The 22,687-nt window shown below is 70.8% G+C and carries 27 protein-coding genes; 8 read left to right on the top strand and 19 right to left on the bottom strand.

Annotated elements, in window-relative coordinates:
- Window positions 1–67: 67 nt before the first annotated feature.
- Window positions 68–430 carry a hypothetical protein gene (locus ACZ3YO_RS04470; protein ID WP_465564730.1) on the bottom strand — a complete coding sequence of 121 codons (363 nt, stop codon included), beginning with the start codon at window positions 428–430 and terminating at the stop codon, window positions 68–70.
- A gap of 177 nt (window positions 431–607) precedes the next feature.
- Window positions 608–1,612 (bottom strand): alpha/beta hydrolase, encoded by a 1,005-nt coding sequence (locus tag ACZ3YO_RS04465; RefSeq protein ID WP_465565225.1) that lies wholly within the window; start codon window positions 1,610–1,612, stop codon window positions 608–610.
- Between the two features lie 352 nt (window positions 1,613–1,964).
- On the opposite strand from ACZ3YO_RS04465, the gene ACZ3YO_RS04460 reads away from it, so the two are divergent.
- Together ACZ3YO_RS04460 and ACZ3YO_RS04455 are read left to right on the top strand one after the other, a co-directional pair.
- Window positions 1,965–2,450: a hypothetical protein gene (locus tag ACZ3YO_RS04460; protein WP_465564728.1), complete on the top strand. Its 486-nt coding sequence runs from the start codon at window positions 1,965–1,967 to the stop codon at window positions 2,448–2,450.
- A complete protein-coding gene (locus tag ACZ3YO_RS04455; RefSeq protein ID WP_465564725.1) occupies window positions 2,447–2,587 on the top strand; it encodes a zinc ribbon domain-containing protein in 141 nt (46 codons plus the stop codon). Before ACZ3YO_RS04460 ends, ACZ3YO_RS04455 begins: the two co-directional genes overlap by 4 nt.
- Before the next feature lie 31 nt (window positions 2,588–2,618).
- Here the strand turns inward: ACZ3YO_RS04455 and ACZ3YO_RS04450 are convergent, their stop codons facing one another.
- The 4 genes from ACZ3YO_RS04450 to ACZ3YO_RS04435 all read right to left on the bottom strand — a co-directional run bounded on the left by ACZ3YO_RS04450 (window position 2,619) and on the right by ACZ3YO_RS04435 (window position 6,185).
- Window positions 2,619–3,083 (bottom strand): hypothetical protein, encoded by a 465-nt coding sequence (locus ACZ3YO_RS04450; RefSeq protein WP_465564722.1) that lies wholly within the window; start codon window positions 3,081–3,083, stop codon window positions 2,619–2,621.
- A 1-nt stretch (window position 3,084) separates the two neighbouring features.
- The gene (locus ACZ3YO_RS04445; RefSeq protein WP_465564719.1) at window positions 3,085–4,248 is read right to left on the bottom strand and encodes a hypothetical protein; all 1,164 of its coding nucleotides are present in this window, start codon (window positions 4,246–4,248) and stop codon (window positions 3,085–3,087) included.
- Between the two features lie 308 nt (window positions 4,249–4,556).
- Window positions 4,557–5,540: a hypothetical protein gene (locus ACZ3YO_RS04440; protein WP_465564715.1), complete on the bottom strand. Its 984-nt coding sequence runs from the start codon at window positions 5,538–5,540 to the stop codon at window positions 4,557–4,559.
- Between the two features lie 111 nt (window positions 5,541–5,651).
- Window positions 5,652–6,185 carry a PadR family transcriptional regulator gene (locus ACZ3YO_RS04435; protein ID WP_465564713.1) on the bottom strand — a complete coding sequence of 178 codons (534 nt, stop codon included), beginning with the start codon at window positions 6,183–6,185 and terminating at the stop codon, window positions 5,652–5,654.
- A 121-nt stretch (window positions 6,186–6,306) separates the two neighbouring features.
- Here ACZ3YO_RS04435 and ACZ3YO_RS04430 point away from each other — a divergent pair, with 121 nt between their 5' ends.
- Window positions 6,307–7,227: an alpha/beta hydrolase gene (locus tag ACZ3YO_RS04430; RefSeq protein ID WP_465564710.1), complete on the top strand. Its 921-nt coding sequence runs from the start codon at window positions 6,307–6,309 to the stop codon at window positions 7,225–7,227.
- A 211-nt stretch (window positions 7,228–7,438) separates the two neighbouring features.
- On the opposite strand, the gene ACZ3YO_RS04425 is transcribed toward ACZ3YO_RS04430, so the two are convergent.
- The 4 genes from ACZ3YO_RS04425 to ACZ3YO_RS04410 all read right to left on the bottom strand — a co-directional run bounded on the left by ACZ3YO_RS04425 (window position 7,439) and on the right by ACZ3YO_RS04410 (window position 9,440).
- On the bottom strand, window positions 7,439–7,636 hold the full coding sequence (locus ACZ3YO_RS04425) for a hypothetical protein (RefSeq protein WP_465564707.1): 198 nt from the start codon (window positions 7,634–7,636) through the stop codon (window positions 7,439–7,441).
- Window positions 7,637–7,810: 174 nt separating this feature from the next.
- Entirely contained in the window at window positions 7,811–8,662 is an 852-nt protein-coding gene (locus ACZ3YO_RS04420; RefSeq protein WP_465564704.1) for a helix-turn-helix domain-containing protein, read from the bottom strand.
- Window positions 8,663–8,689: 27 nt separating this feature from the next.
- Window positions 8,690–9,199 carry a DUF6879 family protein gene (locus ACZ3YO_RS04415; RefSeq protein WP_465564702.1) on the bottom strand — a complete coding sequence of 170 codons (510 nt, stop codon included), beginning with the start codon at window positions 9,197–9,199 and terminating at the stop codon, window positions 8,690–8,692.
- Window positions 9,180–9,440 (bottom strand): hypothetical protein, encoded by a 261-nt coding sequence (locus ACZ3YO_RS04410; RefSeq protein ID WP_465564699.1) that lies wholly within the window; start codon window positions 9,438–9,440, stop codon window positions 9,180–9,182. Before ACZ3YO_RS04410 ends, ACZ3YO_RS04415 begins: the two co-directional genes overlap by 20 nt.
- A gap of 580 nt (window positions 9,441–10,020) precedes the next feature.
- On the opposite strand from ACZ3YO_RS04410, the gene ACZ3YO_RS04405 reads away from it, so the two are divergent.
- The 3 genes from ACZ3YO_RS04405 to ACZ3YO_RS04395 all read left to right on the top strand — a co-directional run bounded on the left by ACZ3YO_RS04405 (window position 10,021) and on the right by ACZ3YO_RS04395 (window position 13,113).
- A complete protein-coding gene (locus ACZ3YO_RS04405; RefSeq protein WP_465564696.1) occupies window positions 10,021–11,163 on the top strand; it encodes an rRNA adenine N-6-methyltransferase family protein in 1,143 nt (380 codons plus the stop codon).
- A 219-nt stretch (window positions 11,164–11,382) separates the two neighbouring features.
- Window positions 11,383–11,976 carry a hypothetical protein gene (locus ACZ3YO_RS04400; RefSeq protein WP_465564693.1) on the top strand — a complete coding sequence of 198 codons (594 nt, stop codon included), beginning with the start codon at window positions 11,383–11,385 and terminating at the stop codon, window positions 11,974–11,976.
- 327 nt (window positions 11,977–12,303) lie between these two features.
- The gene (locus ACZ3YO_RS04395; protein WP_465564690.1) at window positions 12,304–13,113 is read left to right on the top strand and encodes an alpha/beta fold hydrolase; all 810 of its coding nucleotides are present in this window, start codon (window positions 12,304–12,306) and stop codon (window positions 13,111–13,113) included.
- Between the two features lie 43 nt (window positions 13,114–13,156).
- Here the strand turns inward: ACZ3YO_RS04395 and ACZ3YO_RS04390 are convergent, their stop codons facing one another.
- From ACZ3YO_RS04390 to ACZ3YO_RS04365, 6 genes are all read right to left on the bottom strand, one after another.
- Window positions 13,157–14,536: an MFS transporter gene (locus ACZ3YO_RS04390; protein WP_465564688.1), complete on the bottom strand. Its 1,380-nt coding sequence runs from the start codon at window positions 14,534–14,536 to the stop codon at window positions 13,157–13,159.
- Window positions 14,537–14,855: 319 nt separating this feature from the next.
- Window positions 14,856–15,395 (bottom strand): hypothetical protein, encoded by a 540-nt coding sequence (locus ACZ3YO_RS04385; RefSeq protein ID WP_465564686.1) that lies wholly within the window; start codon window positions 15,393–15,395, stop codon window positions 14,856–14,858.
- 174 nt (window positions 15,396–15,569) lie between these two features.
- Window positions 15,570–16,247 (bottom strand): signal protein, encoded by a 678-nt coding sequence (locus ACZ3YO_RS04380; protein ID WP_465564683.1) that lies wholly within the window; start codon window positions 16,245–16,247, stop codon window positions 15,570–15,572.
- 241 nt (window positions 16,248–16,488) lie between these two features.
- Window positions 16,489–17,385 (bottom strand): alpha/beta fold hydrolase, encoded by an 897-nt coding sequence (locus ACZ3YO_RS04375; protein ID WP_465564680.1) that lies wholly within the window; start codon window positions 17,383–17,385, stop codon window positions 16,489–16,491.
- A gap of 92 nt (window positions 17,386–17,477) precedes the next feature.
- A complete protein-coding gene (locus ACZ3YO_RS04370) occupies window positions 17,478–18,482 on the bottom strand; it encodes an NADP-dependent oxidoreductase (protein WP_465564678.1) in 1,005 nt (334 codons plus the stop codon).
- A 127-nt stretch (window positions 18,483–18,609) separates the two neighbouring features.
- Entirely contained in the window at window positions 18,610–19,296 is a 687-nt protein-coding gene (locus ACZ3YO_RS04365; protein ID WP_465564675.1) for an SDR family oxidoreductase, read from the bottom strand.
- A gap of 110 nt (window positions 19,297–19,406) precedes the next feature.
- Here ACZ3YO_RS04365 and ACZ3YO_RS04360 point away from each other — a divergent pair, with 110 nt between their 5' ends.
- Together ACZ3YO_RS04360 and ACZ3YO_RS04355 are read left to right on the top strand one after the other, a co-directional pair.
- The gene (locus ACZ3YO_RS04360) at window positions 19,407–19,967 is read left to right on the top strand and encodes a TetR/AcrR family transcriptional regulator (protein ID WP_465564673.1); all 561 of its coding nucleotides are present in this window, start codon (window positions 19,407–19,409) and stop codon (window positions 19,965–19,967) included.
- 154 nt (window positions 19,968–20,121) lie between these two features.
- Window positions 20,122–20,946 (top strand): helix-turn-helix domain-containing protein, encoded by an 825-nt coding sequence (locus ACZ3YO_RS04355; RefSeq protein ID WP_465565223.1) that lies wholly within the window; start codon window positions 20,122–20,124, stop codon window positions 20,944–20,946.
- On the opposite strand, the gene ACZ3YO_RS04350 is transcribed toward ACZ3YO_RS04355, so the two are convergent.
- The 3 genes from ACZ3YO_RS04350 to ACZ3YO_RS04340 all read right to left on the bottom strand — a co-directional run bounded on the left by ACZ3YO_RS04350 (window position 20,891) and on the right by ACZ3YO_RS04340 (window position 22,566).
- Window positions 20,891–21,460: a GNAT family N-acetyltransferase gene (locus ACZ3YO_RS04350; RefSeq protein WP_465564670.1), complete on the bottom strand. Its 570-nt coding sequence runs from the start codon at window positions 21,458–21,460 to the stop codon at window positions 20,891–20,893. The two genes, ACZ3YO_RS04355 and ACZ3YO_RS04350, sit on opposite strands and share 56 nt — an antisense overlap.
- Entirely contained in the window at window positions 21,461–21,724 is a 264-nt protein-coding gene (locus ACZ3YO_RS04345) for a DUF6271 family protein (protein ID WP_465564667.1), read from the bottom strand.
- A 389-nt stretch (window positions 21,725–22,113) separates the two neighbouring features.
- A complete protein-coding gene (locus ACZ3YO_RS04340; RefSeq protein WP_465564665.1) occupies window positions 22,114–22,566 on the bottom strand; it encodes a carboxymuconolactone decarboxylase family protein in 453 nt (150 codons plus the stop codon).
- Window positions 22,567–22,687 lie beyond the last annotated feature (121 nt).

Below are 22,687 nucleotides of genomic sequence, written 5' to 3'. Positions count from 1 at the left end.
AGGACACGGAGCAGGAAGTCGACGGGGGTGACTTCCTGCTCCGGGCGGTGGGTACGTGCCGGCCGTGCTATCGGGCGGCGTCCTTGTCCTGGAGACGCTGGAGGCGGAGGTTGAGCGCGCCCCAGATCCACGCGGCGGAGAGCGGGAGCGTTACGACGGTGAGGCCGACGGCGCTGCGGACGCGGTCGTCCACGACGCGGGCGCACCGGTCGCGGGAGTACGTCGCCGAGGAGGCGTCGGCGAGTACCGGGGAGCCGCACTCGATGCGGCCGTTGGTCCCCGCGGTGGCAGGGAGGAAGGCCACGCCGATCGCCCAGATCCATCCGACGACCGTGAGGAGCCCGAGCGTGTTGACCACCCAGTGCCGGACGCGGTTGGCACGAAGCCACGCCCGCTCGTCCGTCTCCCGCAGATACTCCGCTACCTCCATGGTCTCCCCCTGTCTTCGATGCGGTCGGTGGTCGGAGGGATCATTCCAGGCCGTGCACCTGGCAGCCAACAGTGGTGCCGGGAGGGCGGAAGCCCCGGGCCGCGTCCCGTCGGTGCCCGTCCGGGCGCGCGTCCTGGTCGTGACCGGCGCGTCCGTGACCGGCGCGCCGGGGAGGGCTCATCGTCCGAGGATCCGCCGGAGCCAGCGGGTGCGCGCGTCGCGGGCGTCCCGGGTGAGGAGCGCCTGCGGCGCTAGGCTGTCGAATCCGTGGAAGGCGCCCGGCCATACGTGCAGTTCGGCCGCGCCGCCGGCCTGCCAGAGCGCGTTGGCGTAGGCGACGGCCTCGTCCCTGAAGCTCTCGGCCGACCCGACCTCCAGGTAGGCCGCAGGCAGCCCGGACAGGTCCGTGGCCCGGGCGGGGGCCGCGTAGGGCGGCAGGTCCGCGGCGCCGTACCGTTCGCCCAGCAGGGCCTGCCAGGCGGCCGCGTTGGAGGTCCGGTCCCAGGTGTCGATGCCGGCCATCTGGTGGCTGGAGAAGGTGTTGTCGCGGTCGTCGAGCATCGGGCTCAGCAGCAGCTGACCGATCGGAACAGGCCCGCCGCGGTCGCGGCTCAGCAGGGCGAGTGCTGCGGCGAGTCCGCCGCCGGCGCTCTTCCCTCCCAGGATGATGCGGTCCGCGTCGAATCCCAGTTCCGCCGCCCGTCCGGCCGCCCAGGTGAGCCCGGCGTAACAGTCCTCCACGGCGCCGGGGTAGCGCACCTGCGGCGCCAGTCGGTACTCGACGGAGACGACGGCGAGTTGCAGCGGGAGAGCCCATTCGTGAAGCGTCTGCGGAAGGACGGACCACGCGTTGCCCATGACCATTCCACCGCCGTGCATGTAGTACAGGAGCGGCAGCGGCCCGGTGATGCCGGCAGGCCGTGCGCTGACGAGCGTGACGTCGTGCCCGCCCGGCCCTCCCGGTGCACGCAGCTCCGCCACCTCGAAGCGGCCGTCGGCGCGGAGCTCCCGGACCGTCGGCCTGGGCCGGGTTGCGACATCCTGCTCCTGCCGGGCCGCCAGGTTCTCCGGGGTGAGCGGTTCCCACGCCTCCGCTCCCGTGGCGGCCAGTACGGCCCGCAGTTCCGGGTCGAAGGGAGGTGCCTGCCGGGCTGTCGCGTCAGGGCCGTGCTCCGACGGCATTCGTCCGGTGCCCGTCACGGGACCTCCCCCTGTCCGAGGACCGCCCCGCGGCAGCCCGACCATGACAGCTTGCCAGTCCGCCGAACCTGTGAGGACCCGTCCGGGAGCACTCGGTCGGCACTGGGGCCGGGCCGTCGGTTGGTGCGTCCGCCCGGCTCCGATGGCGGATCACTGGGTTAACGCGGCAAGGACCGTGTCCACTATGTCAAGTGTCTCGGTCCCGAGGCTCTCGACCGAGGGCAGCAGCATCCCGTTGCAGGCCACGGTGTCGCGGTCGCGCCGCGGCACGCTCTCGCTTCGCGATTCGCTCTTGAGGGCGGTCGCTGATGGCCTCCGTCGATGAGTCGCCACCTTGGCGACGTTCGGCTCGGTGTGGGCCGTGGTCGCTGTTGCTCACAACCTCGCGGACCACGATATTGGGCAGACCGACCAGCCGGCCGCGGGGAAGGCGGCGCCGACGGAGGCAGAGATCGCCGAGTGTGTCAGCCCTCGGCGGGGCTGGGGTTCGTGCCTGCGCCATGTTGCCCAGCACCACCTGGTGATGGGCGTGACGCTGACGTTGGTCTGGATCGTTCTGTCGCTGCGGATGTCCTTGCCTGGTCTGGCGGTGGGCATAGCCGTGTTGGCTGTGACCCGCGCCTTCTTCGCCGTGGCTGCGAGGCTGGATGACTGCCTGCGGTTGGTTTGTTGGTGCTTCTCGTTCGCTGCGCCGGTCTCGATCCTAAGATCATCCGGTGTCCGGGACAGCAAGCTGTCCAACGAAGTGGCACAACTACTGCGGAGGTTGCAATGGCGCTCGAAACTGCATTCTATATCTGCCCCTACTGCGAGGAAGTGATCGAGATAACGGTCGACCTGTCGGTGGGCGATCAGGAATACATGGAGGACTGCCAGGTCTGCGCGAAGCTCACTCGATTCGGGGTCGAGGTCCACGGCGACGAGTTCATGCTCGACGTGCATGGCTATAACGACTGAGCTCAGCTCTGCTGATCACGCCGGTGTGACATCAGCGGCGGGGCAGGGGGACGACGCCTGTGGCGCCGTCCCCCTGCCTTTGATCGGGGACCGCGACGGGTGTACTGAGCTGGCGGCGAAGCCTCTGGACTTCGTCGTCCTTGGCGGCCAAAACCGACAGGAGGAGCTGGTGGCGCTCCTTGAGCTGCGTGAGTTCGGTGTGGGTGCGGGCAAGTTTGCCGGTGATCCGCTGGTTGAGGTCCCGCAGCCGTGCGATGCGGGCCTCGCGTGGGTCGGGCTGCTGGCCTGCCGCCGAGGCGGCTGCCCTTCGCTTCTCGAACTCGTCCTTGAGGTGGCCCCAGGTCCGGTAGAGGGACGCGCGGGAGATGCCCGCCTCACGGGCGAGCGTCTTGACGTCGCAGGCGCCGCCGGGCGGGAGCTGCCCGGCCAGCAGCCGGTCGATGGCCGCACGGACGCGCCGTTCGACCTGGTCGCGCTGTTGCGGGCTTAATGCCATGTCATCCAGCCTCTCCGGCTGCTGCCGTGTCGATCTCTTCGAGAACCCGCATCGACCGCTCGTGTTTGGCTCGCAGCCGGTCCTTCTCCTGGAGCGGGATCCGGGGACTGGCCAGCAGGACGGCGCCGTTGTCTGCCGAGGTCTGCCAGATGGAGCGGTGAGAGAGATGGTGGGTGGCCTGCGGGCAGCGGGAGCTGTCACACAGGCCGGTCAGCGGAGCCGCCGCGGAGCGGGTGCCGGCGAGCTTGAGACACAGGGCCTTCGCCGGGCCCTCGAACCAGCAGTAGTTCGCCGCGGACAGGTGCAACACCGACGCCTTCTTCTTCAGCAGCAGTTCGATCTGCCGATCGGTGACGACCTTCGCCGGACCCGGCTCGTGGTCGGCGAGCTCGCCTTCGACGGCGCGGAATGCGGCCATGAGGGAGTCGGCTCCCGGCCCTGCGGGCAGCTGCCCCTGTTCAAACTGCCGGTCTGCCTCGACGGTCCGCTTCACCTTCTCTTTCTCCTCTTCCTTCTTCCACTCGTGGTGGAAGACAGCCTGAGCGCCACCCGGCCGGCCCGCGTATCCCTCGCTGGTCGCCACCTTCAGATGCTTGAAGTGGACCTTGGTGGCCAGCAGGCCACCGGGACGGGCGGCCATCTCCACCGAGAGTGTGCGCCGCAGACGGCGAGGGTTCACGGGATCGTCGGGGATCGTCTCCAGGCCCATGCGGGAGCCGGCGGGCGAGGCGACCCACTTCCGCAACCAGGTCATGGCCCCTTTGGACTCGAAACCGTGGAACGGCCCGAACAGCGACTGTCCAGGCCGGGCGTCGGTGAGCTGCTCGGCCAGGGCGATGACGCGTACGACTTCGTCGATGACGACCCACTCGTCCACCTCGCCGCCCCAGAGGGGCCCTTTGACGACCTTGCTGACCAGGTGGTGCCGGACCAGGCCGGTGCCGTCGGCCTCCTCGGTGCGGCGGCAGCCGACCGTCAGCTCCATCAGTTCGCTGGACCGCATCCCGGTCAGCGCGGACGTGGCAACCGTGCAGGCGTGGCTGGCGATGCGGATCAGTGCAATGGCGCTGAGTGTCGGCAAGGGCAACGACCACGGGACCTGCTCGCCGGTGTCCGCGCGTGGGACACCGGGTGCGTCACGGCACCATGCGTACTCGGTGCCCACCTCGGCGACCGCCCCTTCCAGCAGCGGGCGGGCCTGGACCAGGAGTGCCCCGCCGATATCGCGGTGCCCACTGGGCCGCAGCAGACCCTGAAAGGGCGCGCCGCAGCAGATCGCCCTGCGCGTCCCGGGCGATGTCCTCGACCACCGCCTTCTGTGCCGGGGTCGCGGCCGACAGGTAGTGATCGCCCTCGACCTCCGGCGAGTGGTTCGGGTCGATCGTCGCCCGCAAGGACCACTGCCGGTGACCGCGCTGGGCGATGAACGTCGTCCTCAGCCGCCGGCGGTCGATGCGCAACGGGTGGCCGTCATCACCGCGCAGGTCGTGGGCCTTGACCCACCCGCGCATCATGTATTCCTCGAAGGCGGCGCGGGAGCACCGGCCCTGCCGCGTCACCAGCCACACATCGCCGGCCAGCCCGTCCGGGGCATGGCGACATCTCCCTGTCCAGTGCGATGTAGGAGTGCACCGCCGCCAGCGAGGCGTAGTCGATCCACGTCGTGCGGTATTTCCGCCCCTTGGCCGCCAGCTCCGGCACCGCCCACGGGATCGGCACGTCGGTCGGCTCGGCGGGCAGCGGCGGAACCTCATGGACCAGCAGGCAGGAGAACTCCCGGCTCCGCATTCCGGTCCCCAGCACCAGACCGCCCATTGCCGCGTTCCGGCCCGGGAACCGGCCGCGGAAGCTCGCGTCCTCCAGGCCGTCCGGCCCCAGCCCGGCCAGACCGTGGCGAAACAGACTGGCGAAGTCCGACTCCAGGTACTGCACCCTCACGTGCGGCTTCGGCCGCCGCAGTCGGGCCCGGTTCCGCCCCGTCTCCACCAGCCGGCCCTCGACCATCCGCCTGCCGGTGCCCACCGTGAACGGCACCGCAGAAGCCAGACCCTCGTCCTCAGCCCAGTCGTAGAACCGGCTCAGCGCTGTGACCTGCAACTCCCACGACGAGGACTCCAGCCTCTCGTCCAACGGCCCCGACAGCCGGCGGTCCGCGTACGTACCGAGCGCGGCCACCAGCTCCCGCCGTGTACCGAACACCGCGACACGGTGCCGCCGTAGATGCATCAGCCAGTCCCTCGCCGCCAGCGCGTACGCCCGCCACGAATTCGGCGACGGCGCCCCACTCGACGGCAGCGTACGAAGCCAGGTGTTCACCGCCCGCGTCGCCCGCGGGCCGGCCTCGTCCTCGAACAGGAAGCCGTCGTCGAACAGCACCGGCATCCGCTCGGGGATCAACGGCTCGCCATCGAGCCCCCAGGACTGCCAGCCCTCCGCAGAGAAGAAGTGCACCAACATGCGCCGGGACGGTAGGTCCCGGACACGCCCCTCAGCAACTGCTAACCCCATACCCCACCAACGGGAGTTGAGGAATGTGAGACACGCCAAGAAAGCAGCGACAACCTGGGTTCAGGCGTACTCGGCTGCCAGGGTCTCCCAGAAGTCGACGTAGTTCTGCTCGTGCCGGACGCCGAGGTCGAGCAGGCGGGCCCGGGATGGACTGGCCGGATCCGCTGGGTCCAGGACGGCGAGTCGCCGGCGGTAGTCGTCGGCCCATTTCCGGTGCCGGGCGGCCTGGGTCAGGGCCAGCTCGGCGACCTCGGCCGGGGAGGCGAGGTCGGTGAAGGTGAGTTTGAGCAGCGAAGGGTTGCGGGTCTCCGGCGGGGGTGTGGTCGGATCGGCCAGCCAGCGGTGCAGGGCCTCGCGCCCGGCGTCGGTGAGGTGGAAGACGCGGCGTCGCCGGCCGTGTTCCTCGGCGTGCTCGGTCAGCAGGCCGAGTTCTGCCAGCTTGGGCGGGTCTCGGTAGAGCTGGGCGTGCGGGATCGGCCAGTAGTTGTCGATGCTCTGCTCGACCCGCGTCTTCAGCTCGTACGGCGTCATCGGGCCGTTGCGGGCGATCAGCCCGAGCACCACGTACTGCGAGGGCGTCAGCTCGTCCATCATCCCGTCCTCCGGTCGACCCGATGGCCGACCCGGCGGTCGACCCGAGACGCCATTGCGACCGTCTCAATGAGACTATAGGTTAGTTCCATTGAGACGGTCGCAATGAGACGATTGGGAGACGATGAACGTGCACCCCGAGCTGGTCGACGTCCTGGCCACGCTGCCGGAGTTCGACCCGCTGGCCGATCCGCCGGCCACCCGGGCCCACCTGCGCAGCGTGCTGGCCGCCAAACCCCCGCTCGTGGACCCCCGCCTGGTCGTCGAGCACCTCGCCATCCCCGGCCCGGCGGGCGACCTGCAGGTCCGCCTGTACCGGCCCACCGGTGAGACGACGTCGACCCGCCCCGCTGTGATGTACTTCCACGGCGGCGCGTTCATCTCCGGCGATCTGGACACCGGTGACACCAACTGCCGCGACATCTGCCTCGCCGCCGACGCCGTCGTCGTCTCGGTGGACTACCGCCTCGCCCCCGAACACCCCTACCCCGCCGCCTTCGACGACTGCTACGCCGCACTGCAGTGGACTGCCGCCAACGCCGACACTCTCGGCGCGGACCCGAACCGGATCGCCGTCTCCGGGCGCTCGGCCGGCGGGGCACTCGCCGCAGCGACCGCCCTGGCGTCCCGGGACCGTGGTGGCCCCGCCCTCGCCTACCAACTGCTCCTCGTCCCCACCGTGGACGACCGGTGCGACCAGCCGTCGGTCGACTCGGTCAGCGACGGCCGAGTGATCGACGGGCGAGCAGTGCGCGGAATGTGGCCGCTGTATCTGGGGTCGAGGCCGGCCGACCAGTACGCAGCCCCGGCCCGGGCAACGAGCCTGGCCGGCCTGCCGCCCACCTACCTCGTGGTCTGCGAGCAGGACCCGCTGCGCGACCAGGGCCTGGACTTCGCGCGACGGCTCATCACCGCTGGCGTCCCCACCGAGATCCATCACGTGCCGGGCGCGTTCCACCTCTTCGAGGGCTACGCCCCCACCAGCTCGCTCGCCCGCCGCACCACCACGGCCTGGACCACGGCCCTGGCTGCAGCACTGCGCTGAGGCGTGGCTCGCCGCTCGCACGAGGCGTCGAGAGTCGGGCGAGCGCGGACGACTCGGCGGCCGGCGGGCAGGCGCACGCAGGTGCGGTCAGCCGGACGGGCTCCTCCGGGGCTGCCGCCAGTGGTGGCGTATGCCCACGGCCACTGCGCTTCGGCGCGCCCCTTGGAGCAGCTCCGCCGCCGAGTTCAGCCGGGTGATTCCGAGGTGGCCGTCACAGAGCGGCCAGTGCGGCGGTGAGTTCGCCGGCGGTCGGCCTGTCCTGCGCCGGCGCGAGCAGCACCGTCCGCAGCGCGCGTTGGCAGGAAGGCCAGGCTGTTCTAGGGGTGAGCGAGAGCCGCCCACCGGCGATGGCGATGCGGAGGTCGGCGGGGGCGAGGTCGAAGCGGGCGTCGGCGGTGTCGGTGGTCATGCGGGGCCTCCCGGCCGTGGTGGACAAGGCGCTCGTTCCGAATGTGGCGGAGGGTTCGGCGCGATGGCGACGTCGGCTTGGGGCAGGGAGTCGCCCCACAGTGGTGGCTGATGTCAACGACGGTAGTGAGTGGTCGATCCACCGCCCAACGCGATTGCGGTCGATTGCGTGATCTCACCCGAGAGCGTCGATCGCCGCCGTGATCAGTGTGCGAGCCTCGGGCCCGCGGACGGCGTGTTCGCCCAACTCGGCGAACACGCTTCCATACATGGCTACTTCGCTCGGTTGGGTGATCGTGAGGTATCCGGAGACCAGCTCGACACTGACCTGCGTGGTGTCGTAGATCCAGAAGCCCTCGACGGGCCACGCCTTGTCGCGGGCCGGCTGCATGGGGAGCACTCCGAGGCTGATGTTCGGGCGCCTGCCTACGGCCATGAGGTGGTGCAACTGCTCGCGCATGACGTCCCGGCCACCCAGGCCGTTGCGCAGGACACTCTCCTCGATCAGGAGGGCGAAGCGGTGGGCGCCGTCAGTCAGGATGTGCTGGCGCGCCATGCGCTCGTCCACGGCGGCGGAGACGTCGTCGACCAGGCCGCGCCGGTCACGGATCGCGGAGAGGATCGCCGTCGTGTAGGCGCAGGTCTGGACGATGCCGGGCAGCAGCCAGGACGAGTACGCACGAAAGCACCGGGTGCGCTCGTAGAGCGGACGAACCGCCTCCTGGGCCTGGCGGAGCCCGGTCCTCTCCATCCGCCGCCACTCGACGTACATCGAGTCCGCCGCCCGGCTCTTGGCGATCAGGTCGGCGGCCTGGTCGGCGGCGCCGCAGGCGAGACACCAGGCGCGGATGTCGGCGTCGGACGGCACGGCCTTCGCGTTGATGATGCGACTGGTCTTGGCCGGGTTCCAACCGCAACGAGCAGCCAGCTCCCGTCCCTGCAACCCGGCGTCCAGCATCAGCTCCCGGAGGCGATCGGCAACGGCTCTACGCGCGGCCTGGGCGCTGGAGGACGGTGAAGCGGGCACGGGAGCTGGCTGTCAGGTGGGTGTCGGTCAGATCGTGTAGTTCTCGTGGTCGATGCCACGATCCCAGACGGCCTCGAAGGCGGCGGAGCAGAGCTTCACCGTGGCCGGTTCGGAGGTGACTTCCATGCCGTGCTCCGCCCACTGGCCGTCACCGGTGAAGTGGTTGAAGACGACGGTGGTGTTGTCGAAGAGCCAGAAGTCGACGCCGGGCAGCGCAAGGTCCGTCGTACGACGACGGGGAAGCCAACGGACGCGTTCTCCGGCCGCGAGGTTGTGCCGCGCGGTGATCTCGTGCTCCCACCGGATGTAGTCGCTGACGGGCTCGGAGACAATGCGGGCGCGGCGTACCTCGATGCCCCGGACAGTCGTGTTCCTCATGAGCTCGGACCAGGAGCTGTACTCCGCGGCCGGGTCGAACGGGCGTCCCTCCTGCCAAGCGATGAATACCGGGTCGTCGCGCATGTAGCTGTCGCGCATCTCCAGGTGCACGGCGGAGTGCTGTGCGGCGGCGAACCCTTCACGAACCGCTGATGTCACCGTTGGCCTCCGGGCGGGGGATGAACTGGAGCATGTTGGCGGGGAGCCTGATGACGGTCTCATGCCCCGGGACGTCCGTGGTGTGGCCGGGGACGGAACCGACCTCCTGGGCTTGTTCGATCGTAGCCGCGTCGGCCTTCCACGACTGGATGATCAGGTCTCCGGTCTCCACCTCGACCCAGATCGTCGGTGAGCCGTCGTTCGGAGTGTTGGGGTAGATCCCCAGGAAGCGCAGTGTCATGGTGCCCTCCCGCAGCAGGCTGATTGTTCGTGCTCGCGCCACGGTCGCGTGCGGCCGACGGACGGTCAAGGGCGCACGGGGGCGCGGAGGGGCGCTGGCTGCAACGAGCCGCACACCGCGCTCGGATGAAGTTGCGCAATCCTTCGCAACTTCGTTGAGGGTGCTTTCCGGTGCTCTCTACGGTGTGGTTGGTCACCCGATGTGACGCATCCGTGACGCGGCCGGTCACACGGGTCGACCGCACGGCTCGCGACAACCAGGAGGAGCAGCGGCATGACAACGCTCACGACCCCGCGGCCACCCACCCCTCAGCCGCCGGCGCCGCCCGGGCCGGGACCCATGGTCCCGGCGAGCGGCGCGGTCAGGTGTGCGACGACCACCTTCACGAAGTGGACGACCCTGATGGGCGACCACAACAAGGGCGGTCCGAACGACGGCAAGGGTGGCGGCCACGCCAAACCGGGAGGGCCGGTGATCGGACCTTCCCCCTCGAAGGACGGCAGCGGTCCCACCCCTGACCCGAAGCACCGGAAGTGACCTCACGGTGAAGAGGCACCGGCATACCCCGGAGCAGGCCGCCATGCGTGGCCTGCTCCAGGCCGTTCGCGACACCCTCGGCCACGACGTGGCCCCCGAGTGGACGAAGGCCGCCGAAGCGGCACCTCGACACTGCTTCCTGCCCGAGTTGGTCTGGCTGGACGACGGCGACGGCTACCGGCCGTGCGACCGCCGGAGCAGCCCCGACCAGTGGTTCGCTGCCGCTGGTTACGACGAGCCCGTGGTGACGCAGCTGAACGACGGCGCGGTGCCCGACGATCTGGCCGACGCGTGGCCGTCGTCCTCGTCCTCGGCGCCGTCGATCGTGTTCCGGATGCTTGAGATGCTCGAACTCCAGCCGGGTATGAAGGTGTTGGAGATCTGCACCGGCACCGGCTGGACGAGCGCCCTGATGTCGCACCGGCTCGGCGACGCGAACGTGACGACGATCGAGCTCGACCTTTCCCTGGCGGTGCGGGCCCGCGCCGTCCTGAGGGAAGCCGGGTTCGGCCCGGAGGTCGTCTACGGAGACGGGGCTTTGGGGTGGGGTCGGCATGCCCCCTACGACCGGGTGGTGGCCACCTGCGCGGTTCAGAGGATCCCGGCAGCGTGGATCGGCCAGACGAGGCCGGGCGGTGTGATCCTCACCCCGTGGGACAACCCCTGGGCGCACTGGGGGCTTCTGCGCCTGGCGGTCGGCGACGACGGGACGGCGGTCGGCCGGTACAGCCCGGACAGTGCGTTCATGCTGATGCGCACCCAACGTACTCATCTGGGGATCTACCGGGACGTGGTGAAGGACGATCACCGGGCCGCCGAGTCCACGACGACGCTGCCCCGCCGTGCGGTGGTGGGGGGAGAGGCGGCGTTCGCCATCGGGCACCGCCTCGGCGATGTCTGGCACACCTGGGAGGACGTTCCGGTGGAAGGGGTGGCGGACCGGTTGTGGATCGCCACGACGGACGCGTGCTCGTGGGCAGCAGTGGACCACGACGGGAGCGCGGAGGACCTGTTCACGGTCTACCAGCACGGGCCGCGCCGGCTCTGGGACGAGGTCGAGGCGGCATATGGGTGGTGGACGGACAGCGGCCGCCCCGGGCCCAGCCGGTTCGGCGTCTCCGTCACCCCTGAGGGCCGGCACTGGGCTTGGCTCGACCAGCCGTCGAACGGGTGGTCCCTGCGGTAGGTCTTTGGCGTGGAGGCCCTGCCGTGGGGCAGGGCCTCCACGCTTGTGTGACGGGGTGGGGATGGGCGGCGCCGAGGCCAGGGAGCGACGGCGGTCGGCTTGTCAGACAGGTCTTGGTGCCCGTCTGCCGATGAACGTGACGAAATTGCGCTGATCGAATCCGTCGTTCCCCGATACGCTCTTGCGTCGATCAGGACAACATCCACAGGGGGACTGGCCATGACGGACACTCAGGCAGCTGCCGAGGCGCCGGTACCGACCGAGACGATCTCCGGCCCGGGGGGTGGGCGGAGCCGCCGCCGGCTCTGGCTGTTCGGTGGGGCGGTGGTTGCGGTGGCAGCGGTCGCGGTCGGATCCGTGCTGCTGTTCGGGGGCGGTGACGAGCAGGGGCTGAAGCAGACGCTGTGCGGGTTTGAGCGGGCCGACGGGACCCCGCTCGGCGCCCTGCTGCCCAAGGGGCGCCCCGGGACCGAGCAGCGCGAGGTGGACGCCGGCGAGGTGTCCTGCCGGATCTCGGTCGACGGGGAGCAAGTGCTCAGTTTCTCCCTGCTCGGTGTCGATCCCGAAGGCCCGGAGGAGGAGGGCCATGCGACCACGAAGGAGCTGATCGGCCGGGGCGTCCTGGCCTCGGGGCAGGGCGCCGGAGTGACGGAGTACTGTGCCGGCGACCACTCCCGGGCGTTCATCGTGTCGGTCATCGCGGACACCGGTATGTTCTTCAAGGCGAACGCCGACCGGGATGCCCTCACCAAGGCGCTGGGTTCCCTGGCCGGGAAGGTCGCGGCCGAGCAGCAGCACGAGGTCTGCCGCTAGAGTCGCGGAGCGGAGACCTGACGACTCCGGCGCGGTAGCGGTCGGCGAGCCTGTCGCGCACCGCCGACCTGCGGCTCTTCGTCACGCTCCGCCGTCCCCTTAACGTCCTGCGACTGCGCATCGACCCCGGCGAGGGCTGGTTCGCGCCGACGGCCGTGCTCCCCTACGACGAGTCCACCGAGGGGCAGGAGTTGCCGTCCGTCACCGGCTCGTGGTTGGGGCACTGGGACCGCGGGGTGTTCGGTCCGCTGATCTGACCGGGCCCGATCAGGTTGTGTCAGGCTGGTGGGGAGGGGCTGGAGCGCGACTGCGGTCGGGAGGCTCGCGATGGCCGAGATCAGGGTGAACGGGGTGTCGTTGTACTACGAGGCCCGGGGGTCCGGGCCGGGCGTGGTGCTGGTCCACGGGTCCTGGAGCGACGCCGACAGCTGGGCACGGGTGGTGCCCGGACTGGCCGAGCAGGCCACCGTCGTCGCGTACGACCGGCGCGGGCACAGCCGCAGCGAGGATCTGCTCACCCAGGGTTCGGTGTACGAGGACGCGGCCGACCTGGCCGCGTTGATCCAGGGGCTCGGCCTCGCCCCCGCCTTCGTCTGCGGGGATTCGTACGGCTCGCTGATCACGCTCCGCCTGGCCGCCGCCCGCCCCGACCTGCTGCGCGGCGTGGCCGTGCACGAACCGCCGGGGACGGGGATGCTGCTGGCCGATCCCGAGCTGCGGCCCATCGGGACGGCGTTCGCCGGGCGGATCGCGGCCGTCCGGGAGCTGCTGGAGCAGGCGGAGTCGGCCGCCGCGGCCGAGCTGTTCGTGGAGACCCTGGCGTTCGGGCCGGGGGCGTGGGCGCAGCTTCCGGCGCCGATCCGGCACACCTACATCCGCAACGCGCCGACGTACCTGGACGAGCTGCGCGACCCGGACGCGCTGGACCTCGACCTCACCGCCCTCGCCCACTACACCGAGCCCGCACTGCTCACCCAGAGCGACGACAGTGCTCCGATGTACGGCGAGGTGCTGGACTTGGTCGACCTCGCGTTGCCGAAGGCGGAACGGCACCTGTACGAGGGTGCCGGTCACGCTCCGCATCTGTCCCAGCCGGAGGAATGGGTGCGGGTGACCGTGCCGCGCGTCCTGGGGTGAGGCGCGCACGAGGGGCGCGAACCGCCGGGTGCGCGCCCCTGTGTCACTGCCGGGCACGCTGAGCCGCACCGGGGTCCCGGTCGCGGGTCGCACCTGTAGTGCCGAGGCGGCCGGCGGCCGCCGGTGCCTCTCGAGGCGGGAGCGGAAGCGTCCTCCCCAGGCGGGCCAGCGGGGACAGGGCCATCAGCACGGGCGACAGCAGCATGCCGGCGGCCGTCACCAGGAGGCTCCCGCGCAGCCCCCACTCCTTCGCGAGAAGCCCGCCGAGCAGCGAGCCGAACGGGGTCAGGCCCATGCCGGCAAACGTGATCGTCGCGGCCACGCGGCCCTGCATCCCGTCGGGGGTGACGGCCTGCCGCACGGCCATGACCGTGACGTTCACCAGCTGGCCGAAGGCTGCGAACACGAAGTTGACCGCGACGAGCGCGGGGATCGTGACCACGGAGGAGCCGTGCAGGGCAGGCGCGCAGAGCATGACGCCGTCACCGAGCACCGCCGCGAACACGAGCACCGGGCCGTGACCGAGCCGGCCCGGGAGACGGGCGGCGAGCAGCGAGCCCAGGAGAGCGCCCGGCCCCGTCGCCGCGAGTGCCAGACCCACGGCGGCGCCCGACAGGTGGAGGTCCCGCGGCAGGTAGAGCAGGTAGACGGTCATCATCGCCGCGAAGGAGAACTGGAAGGCGGCCGAGGCGAGGCCCACGGTCCGCAGCGAGGTGTCGGTGCCGACGAAGCGCAGCCCCTCCTGGATCTGCCGCCGGACCGGAGAGGCGCGGTCCGAGCGCTCCGGGACCGATTCGACTTGGCGGACCCGGCGGATGCGGCGGATCGACAGGACCGACAGCACGAAGAACAGTGCGCCGGACGCGGCGGCGATCGGTGCCGACAGCAGGGACACCAGTGCTCCGCCGAGCGCCGGGCCGCCGATCTGCGCGGCGGAGCGGCTGCTCTCCACTGCACTGTTGCCTCGCACGAGCTGATCACGTTTCACCAGCCGGACGAGCGATGCCTGGTACGCCACGTCGAAGAGCACGGACAGGGCGCCGACGACAAAGGCCACCGCGAGCAGCGCCGGGAGGCCGAGTCCGCCGAGGAGGCCGGCCACGGCGGCCCCGCCCAGTGCCAGGGCCCGGCCGAGGTCCGCCAGCACCATGACGGTCCGGGGCCGCCACCCGTCCACCCAGGCGCCGACGAAGAGCGAGAGCAACAGCGTCGGCGCCTGCCCCACCGCGCGGAGGGTGCCCACCTGGTCGGCGTCCGCGTCGAGCGAGACGACGGCGATCAGCGGCAGGACCACCAGGCCCGTGTGCTCGCCGAGTTGGGACAGCGTCTGGCCCACCCAGAACCGGCGGAAGTCACCGTCCCGCCGGAGGCCCGGCGGCGCAGGACGGCCCGCATCGGATACGACGGAGGAAGTGAACGGCACAGGGACCCCTCGGGTTGCCGAGAACGAGGCCGCCACCCGGCGCCCGGCAGGCCCGTACCGACAGGCGCGCACCGATGGGCGCACCGACGAACGCTGCCGACGGTTCAGGTGGGGGAAGGCTCGCTGTGCCGCGCAATCAGGGGCAGCACGCGATGACAGGCCGATCACGGCCTACGACGTCAACGCGCGCTCGGACGACCGGGCATGTCTCGACTCCTCGTGGGTTGCTCGCCGGCCTCGAACACTAGCTCTCGGTGGCCGGGCGTGAAAGCGAATTGAGGCCGGGACAGATGGCAGGGCGGGTGAGGCGACGCGAGGGTCAGGCGCCGCCGCGTACGGCGAGGAAGGCGGCGAACAGCATGGGCAGGAAGCCGACGGCGAGCACGGCCAGCAGACAGCCTCCCGACGCAGCCGCCGTGCTGCTCGCCGAACCGCCCGCATGCGCCGGGCCGCCAGGAGGATCGATGCCCTCCACCAGAAGTCCGAACACCACCGCCACGGCGTCCTGCCGGACCTTGAGCGGATCGTTCGGCGTCGGATAGCCGACGCTGGTCCGGATCCGCGTCTCCCAGAGCCGGGCGTCGGCGGGGCTCTTCGCGAAGTGCGCGGCGATGGCGCCCCGGAGGTACCCGGCCACGCTCTCCCGGTCGTCGTCGCCGGCGGCCAGGTTTCGTCTCAACCAGTCCTGGGCCGTCCGCATTTCGTCGCGCATCGCGTGGTGGGCCGCAAGGATCAGCATCGCGTCGGTGACGCCGGCGTCGGCGGCCCGGCGGTACCAGACGACCGCGTTGTCCCAGTCGTCACGGCGGGCGAACTCGCGCGCGGTCTCGAATATCCGTCCAGCCTGTTGGTCGGGCATGTGGCGCCTCGTCTCCGTCGGAGCGGACCGTGCGAATGACGGTACGCCGCCAACCTTGGGTGGGCGACAGTTCCTGCAAACCGGCGGTGCGTACGGGGGTGGACGGGAGCGCACGGGGGTGGAGGTCGGACCGGCCGACTTCCGCCCCCGCCGGCCCCGATCGGGCGGGTCCGCTCAGGCGGCGCCGGTGGGGGCGGGCTTGGCGACCGTGAGGTGGTAGTCCACGGAGTCGGAGAACGAACCCGACTCGCCGTGGAAGCTCAGCTCGTGACTCCCGGGGGAGAGCGGCTCCAGACGCACCCAGAGGCCGCACGACCAGGTGTGGAAGTGGTCCCGCTTGTCGGTGAACGGGTTGCCTGCGGCGGTGAACATGTCGATCGGGGTCGCGTCGAGCTTCTCGGGCGTCAGGGCCTTCCCGTCGAGGACTGCACCGCCCTTGGCAGCGTCCATGAAGCCCAGGCAGTCGTGCGCGTCGCCCATCAGGTTGACGAGCGGGAACACGACCGGCACCCCGGTGGGGACGGTGCACGAGCGCTCGGCGGTGCCACCGGTCGTTCCGGCAAGGAGCCAGATCCCCTCCTTCTGGCCCTGGGCGCACCGGCGCCCGTCCTGGTCGAGGACCGGGTTGCGGGCTGACTCCGTCGACGCGGCCCAGACCCACCAACGGTTCTGGAGCTCGGCCGAGGTCAGGTCGCGGACCACGATCGGAGGGTCCGACTCGTCCGCCTCGGGTGAGGCCGAGGCGGACGGCGGGGATGAGCCGAGCGCGTCACCGGGGGGCGGCGAGCCGGTGCAGGCCGTGGCCAGGGCGAGGGTGCCGAGGGCCAGTGCGGCCAGTCGTCGGGGAAGCATGATCGGAAGCTTGGTGGTCTGCGTAGTAAGTCCTTCGGGGGGTGACTTCGAGGCTGGGCGTCGGCGGGCTTGTGGCCAGGTGACGGGGTAGATCTGGCATGCGATGCCGAGGGCATTCTCGGGGTGCCGATGGGAATGCCGGCGTACAGGAGGCGTCTGATCGGGGCAGGCTGGCTCGCCCGGGCCCGCCTTGTCCCGGTCGCGCCTGGGGCGAGGCGGCGGCGGGATGTGGCGTCAGGGATCAGGCCTCGGGCTGTGCTTCGAGGAATGCGAGGGCTCTGGCCACGAACTCGTTGTGGAACTGGAAGATCCCGCCGTGTCCGGCGTCCGGGTAGAGGGGGACGAGTTCGCTCCGGGGCAGGCGTGCGGCGAGGTCGAGGGTGTTCTCGCTCGGCACCATCCTGTCGCTCTCGCCGTTGGCCACCAGGACTGGCTGGTGGATGCGCGACAGGTCCGCGGGCGCCTGCAGGCCCCATCGGCGGATGGCCTTGAGCTGGGCGCGGAACGACGTCAGCGAGATGGCCCTGTCGCGGTCGCTGGTGCGTTCCTGCAGCCGTTCGAGGAAGGCGCGTGCTTCGCGTCGGCCGTGTTCGGTGTCGGTGAAGAAGAGGAACTGCTTGGGGTCCTTGCGGGTCAGGAAGCCCTTCAGGATGTCCCGGAGGGTGAGTGCGGTGACCTTGTCGATGCCGGGGCCTCCGGCGGGGCCGGTGCCCGCGAGGATGACCTTGCGCACCAGCTGCGGTTCCTCGGCTGCGATGACCTGGGCGATGAAGCCGCCCATCGACAGGCCGAGCAGGTCGGCCTGCTCGAAGCCCAGGGCTCGGATGAACAGCACCGCGTCGCGGGCCATCGCTTCGATTGTGTCGGGGGTGGAGCCGCCCGACGAGCCGACTCCGCGGTTGTCGAAGGCGATCACCTGGCGCCGGGCGGCGAGTCCGTCGACGACGCGGGGGTCCCAGTCGTCCAGGACAGCGGTCAGGTGGTGGAGCAGGATCAGTGGTACGCCGTCTCCTTCCGGGCCGAGCTGGCGGTAGACGAAGTCGACGCCGCGTACGGACACCGAACGGGTCGGTGCATCTTTGTACGACGACGACGACGGGGCGGGCGTGGGGGTGGGGGAACTGCGCGGTGCGCTCATGATCGGTTCCTGGGGGTGTGAAGGTAGGGGTGGTGGGGGGTGGGATCCTCTCGCTGCCCGGGGCCTGGCGGTGGTGCGGCGGGGGCTGGTGTTCACACCGTCGCGATGACGACCTTGCCGGCCTTGGCGCGGCCCTGCTCGGCGTACTCCATGGCTTCGCGGGTCTGCTCGAAGGGGAAGACCCGGTCGACGACGGGGCGGATCTTCCCGGCGTCGACGAGCCGGGTGATCTCGCGCAGCTGCTCGCCGTCGGCCTTCATGAACAGGAAGGAGTACGTCACGCCCCGGAGCTTGGCGTGGCGCCGGGTCGTGAAGCTCAGCGCGTTCATCGCCTGGCGCAGGACCAGGTTCGCGCCGAGCTCGCGGGCGAAGTCCCCGTCGGGGGGCCCGGCGATGCTGATGACCTTCCCGCCGGGCTTGAGGATGCGCAGGGACTTCTCCAGGGTCTTGCCACCGAGGGTGTCCAGGACGACGTCGTAGCCGTCCAGGATGTCCTCGAAGTCCTGGGTGCGGTAGTCGATGACGACGTCCGCGCCGAGTTCCTTGACCAGGGCGGTATTGGCCGCGCTCGCGGTAGTGGCCACGTGTGCGCCCAGGTGCCTGGCCAGTTGGAGGGCGATGGTGCCCACCCCGCCGGAGCCCGCGTGGATGAGGACCTTCTGGCCCGGTCGGACCCGTGCCTTCTCGACCAGCGCCTGCCATGAGGTGAGGGCGACCAGGGGAAGGGAGGCGGCCTCCGCCATGGTGAGGGTGGCCGGCTTGTGGGCCAGGTCGTCCTGGTGGACGGCGATGAGTTCGGCAAAGGTGCCGATGCGGTCCTTGTCGGGCCGCGCGTAGACCTCGTCGCCCACCGCGAAGCGGGTGACGGCCGAGCCGACCTTGACCACCACTCCGGCGAGATCGTTGCCCAGGATGAGAGGCAGGCGGTACGGGAGGATCCGCTTGAAGGCACCGTCGCGGATCTTGAAGTCCAGCGGGTTGACGCTCGCCGCGTGGATCTTGACCAGCACGTCGTCGGCGCCCGGCTTCGGATCGGGCAGCTCGGCGGCGCGCACCGCGGACTGGTCACCGTACTTCTCGATCAGATACGCCTTCATCGTCATCTCCGTTTTCCGCCCGCAGGGGGACGGGGTCTCCGCTCGCTCCGGGCTTGCCCCGGTACGAGATACTTTCTCCTCTGCACTGCTGGCTCAGAGGGCTCCGCGCCGATGCGGCGGGGGCGCCTCACCCCGCATTCGGCGCGGCGGCCAGGCTCTGCTTCACGTGCCGGGTGACGTCGTCGGCGAGGATCTCGGGCAGGCCCGTCTCGATGCCCGACAGAGCCTGGGCGGCGACCTCGGCCGGGTCGGCCTTCTGCTCGGCGGGAACGCCGGCGGCCATGTCGGTGTCCATGTATCCGACGTGCAGCGCCGTCACGGCGATGCCGCGGGGTGCCAGCTCCTCCCGGACCGCACCGGTCAGCGCCCAGGCGGCGGCCTTCGCCGCGGCGTAGGAGCCGACGCCGGCCGGGTGCAGCCAGGACAGGACGGACAGCACGTTGAGCACGGCGCCGCCGCCGTTGGACTCGATGACCGGGGCGAAGGCCCGGGTCACGGCGAGCGGGCCGAAGAAGTTCACCTCCATCTCCAGGCGCACCGCGTCCAAGCCGCCCGCGATCAGCGGCGTGCCGGTGGAGATGCCGGCGTTGTTCACCAGCAGCGTCGCGTCGGAGGCGGTGCGGGCCGTCTCCCGGATCGACTCCGCGTCTGTCAGGTCGAGCCGCAGCGGGACGGCCCCGGGCAGGTCCACCGTCTCGGGGCGGCGGGCCGCCGCGTACACCTTGGCCCCGCGCGCCATGAGCTGGGCGGCCAGATGGCGCCCGAGCCCCCGGTTGGCGCCAGTGACCACCGCGACCGCGTCCTTCAGCTCCATGAGCACTCCCAGCGTTGAGGGCGGCGACGACCGCAGGATAGATTGCATCCGTCATCTAAATATCAGTCTAGAATAGATTTCACTCGACATCCAACTGGGAGGGGTGACCGATGGGCCGCGTATCGCAGGCACAGGCACAGGAGAACCGCCGACGGGTCGTGGAGACCGCCTCCCGGCTGCTCCGGGAGCAGGGCACCCACCTGAGCGTCGCCGACCTCATGAAGTCGGCCGGCCTGACCCACGGCGGCTTCTACAAGCAGTTCGCCTCCAAGGAGGCCCTCATCGACGAAGCCACCGCCCACGCGTTCGCCGAACTCGCCCAGCACCACAAGGACGGGCTCGATCGGTACGCCGGGCAGCGCGACGCCGCCCAGCGGGCGCTGATCGACGCCTACCTCTCCGTCGAGCACCGCGACAGCCCGGCTGACGGCTGCCCCGCCGCCGCACTCGCCACCGACATGGCCCGCGACGGAGGAGAGACCGAGGCCCGCCGCGTCTACACCCAGGGAGTGGGCGACTTCGCCGACTTCCTCGCCGCCAAGGACCAGGACGGCATCACCCGGCTGTGCACCATGCTCGGCGCACTCGTCCTGTCCCGAGCCACCAACGGCACCCCGCTCTCCGACGAGATCCTCACCGCCGCACGCACGGCACTGATCGGCACCCACTGACCGCAGAGACGGTGCAGGGCGGCACGCCGCAGGAAGGGCGCGCTTCTTTGCACCCTGTCGCCATCCACTTCTCGTGAACGGCTCTCCCGCGTTGCATCGCACCGCCGCACGCCCGATCTTCCTGACGGCCTCCGAGCGTGAGCGGCTGAAGAAGATGGCCTACGGCCACAAGACGGAGCACCGGCTGCGCCAGCGCGCCCAGGTCGTCTTGTACGCGGCTCGGGACCGCTCCAACGCGCGCATCGCCCGCGAGACCGGGCTGCACGTGGACACCGTCCGCACCTGGCGCGACCGTTTCGCCGGGAACCGGCTGCCCGCCCTGTCCGACCGCAAGCGTTCCGGGCGTCCCGCCTCCTTCGCCCCGTTACAGAGGGCCCAGGTCAAGGCGCTGGCCTGTCAACTGCCAGCGGAGAGCGGCACGCCACTGTCCCGCTGGTCGGCCTCGGAGCTGGCCCGCGAGGTCGTCGCCCGCGCCATCGTCGACACAATCTCCGCCTCCACAGTGCGACGCCGGCTCGTCCAGGACGCGATCAAGCCCTGGCAACACCGGTCCTGGATCTTCATCAGCGACCCCGGCTTCCGGCTCAAGGCAGCCCGTGTCCTTGACCTGTACACCCGCGCCTGGGACGGCGAGCCGCTCGGCGCGGACGAGTACGTGTGTGATCAGCGCGGACGAGAAGACCTCCATCCAGGCCCGCTGCCGCTGTCACCCCACCCTCGCCCCCGGGCAGGCCAGGGCGATGCGGGTCAACCACACCTACGGGCGCGGCGGAGCACTGGCCTACCTGGCCGCCTACGACGTCCACCGGGCGAAGGTGTTCGGCCGCTGCGAGCCGACCACCGGCATCGGCCCGTTCATGAACCTGGTCACCCAGGTCATGAGCCAGGAACCCTACGCCATCCCCCGAGTTTCGGGCAGGCTGTCAGATCGCCATCGACATGTAGACCGCGCGCCTGCCGTAGCACTCCGGCACGGTGACCTCGCGGTGGGTTCGGTAGCCCAGCATGGCCAGCAGGATGTCGCTGCGCCGGACCGCCACCATCGAGATCCGCCCGAACCCCTGGGTCCGTGCGTACTCCTTGAGGTGGCGCATGAACCGCAGGGCGACGTCCTTGCTACGCCACTCCTCGGCGATGACGAGATCGTGCACGTGGAGGTTGCGCGGCTCGGGATCGGACGCGGGCTCGGGCTTGGGCCCGGTCACGGCGGGCTCGGACGCCGCGGTGCCGCCCTCGTCGACCGCGCCGAGGTCCGGGCAGCGGTACAGCGGGTAGGGCAGGCTCAGCAGGTAGCCGATGACCTCTCCCCGGCGCTCCACCACAAAGCAGGTGTCCGGCGAGGACCGCCCCCGGGACTGGAGGGACTCCCGTCCCTCGGACAGGTTGTCCGCGGCGTAGGCGGCGAACTCCAGCGCCACGACGGCGTCCCAGTCGGCGTCGGCCAGCCGGCGGAAGGTGACGTCGTCGGCCGTCACGGTGATGTGGTCGGTCATCTACTCGGCCCCTCCGGCCGGGACACCGGCACACCTCGCGGCCGCCACCAACGGGCCCCAGGCCTCGATCAGCCGGGCGAAGGACTCGGCGTCGGCCTGTGCCTCGTCCGGCAGCTGCTCGCGCCGGGGGGCCAGGTGGTCGGCGAACTCGGCGTGCACCTCGACACCGAACTGCTCGGCCCCGTACGCCGCCTCCGTGCCCACCGCGGAAATCGTGGCTGTGCAGGCCCGGTTGGTGGGCAGGGCCGGACAGATTCTGCTCATGCCTGTTCTCCGTTCGGTCGTCAGGGGCATGCGGCCGCCGCCCCGGGGCGGCCCGGGGCGTGGCGAGGCCGCGGCCGGACGAGCGGCCGTGGGGGTTCCGGGCGGTGCGCGGTGAGGGTGCCCGAGTACTTGAACTCGGCAGCCTTACAAGCGAGTCCAGGATTCCGGCCGAGGGGTTGCCGTCACGGCCCCGGGCGGGGTGGCGGCGCTGTCCCCTACGGTGGACTAGACCAACTTTGGGTGTCAATGGCGGCGCCACCGAGTGCCGGAGGAGGCGGAGGACGCTGCCCGATCGGGCAGTTGGGGCCTCGGGTGTTCGAGGCTCCGGGCCCCGGAAACGGCGAAGGGCGGTGGCCGTATCCCGCGGCCACCGCCCTTCGCCGGTACGGCTATGCCGCACCCGGGGTCCTGCGGGTGGAGACGTTCATCCGGTTCCACGCGTTGACCGTGAAGATCAGCGCGATCAGCTGGGCCAGCTCCTTCTCCTCGAACTGCTCCGCCGCCTCCGCGTACACCGCGTCCGAGACGCCCTGCGGCAGCAGGGTGACGGCCTCGGCCAGCGCGAGGGCCGCGCGCTCCTTGGCGGTGTAGAGGCTCGACTCCTCCCACGCCGAGAGCTGGTAGATGCGGTCCTCGGTCTCGCCCGCTTTCCGTGCGTCACCGGTGTGGTAGTCGATGCAGTAGGCGCAGCGGTTGACCTGGGAGGTGCGGATCTGCACCAGCTCGACCAGCACTGGGTCCAGGCCCTCGCGGGCGGCGGCGTCCATGGCCAGGACGGCCCGGAAGACCTTGGGGGCGACGGCGGGGAAGTTCATGCGCTGCGGGATCTGAACGGTTGTCATGGGAACGAGCCTAGGTCGATGGGTGGCCCACCGACTGGTGCATTGCCGGCGCGAATGTGTGGGTCAATCAGCCGGCCGGCTCGCGGGGGCGTGGAGGTGGTGGCGAGGCGGGGGCGCGCCG

This window comes from Kitasatospora sp. NPDC022785, from assembly GCF_055561295.1.
This window is presented reverse-complemented; position numbering and strand designations above follow the sequence as displayed.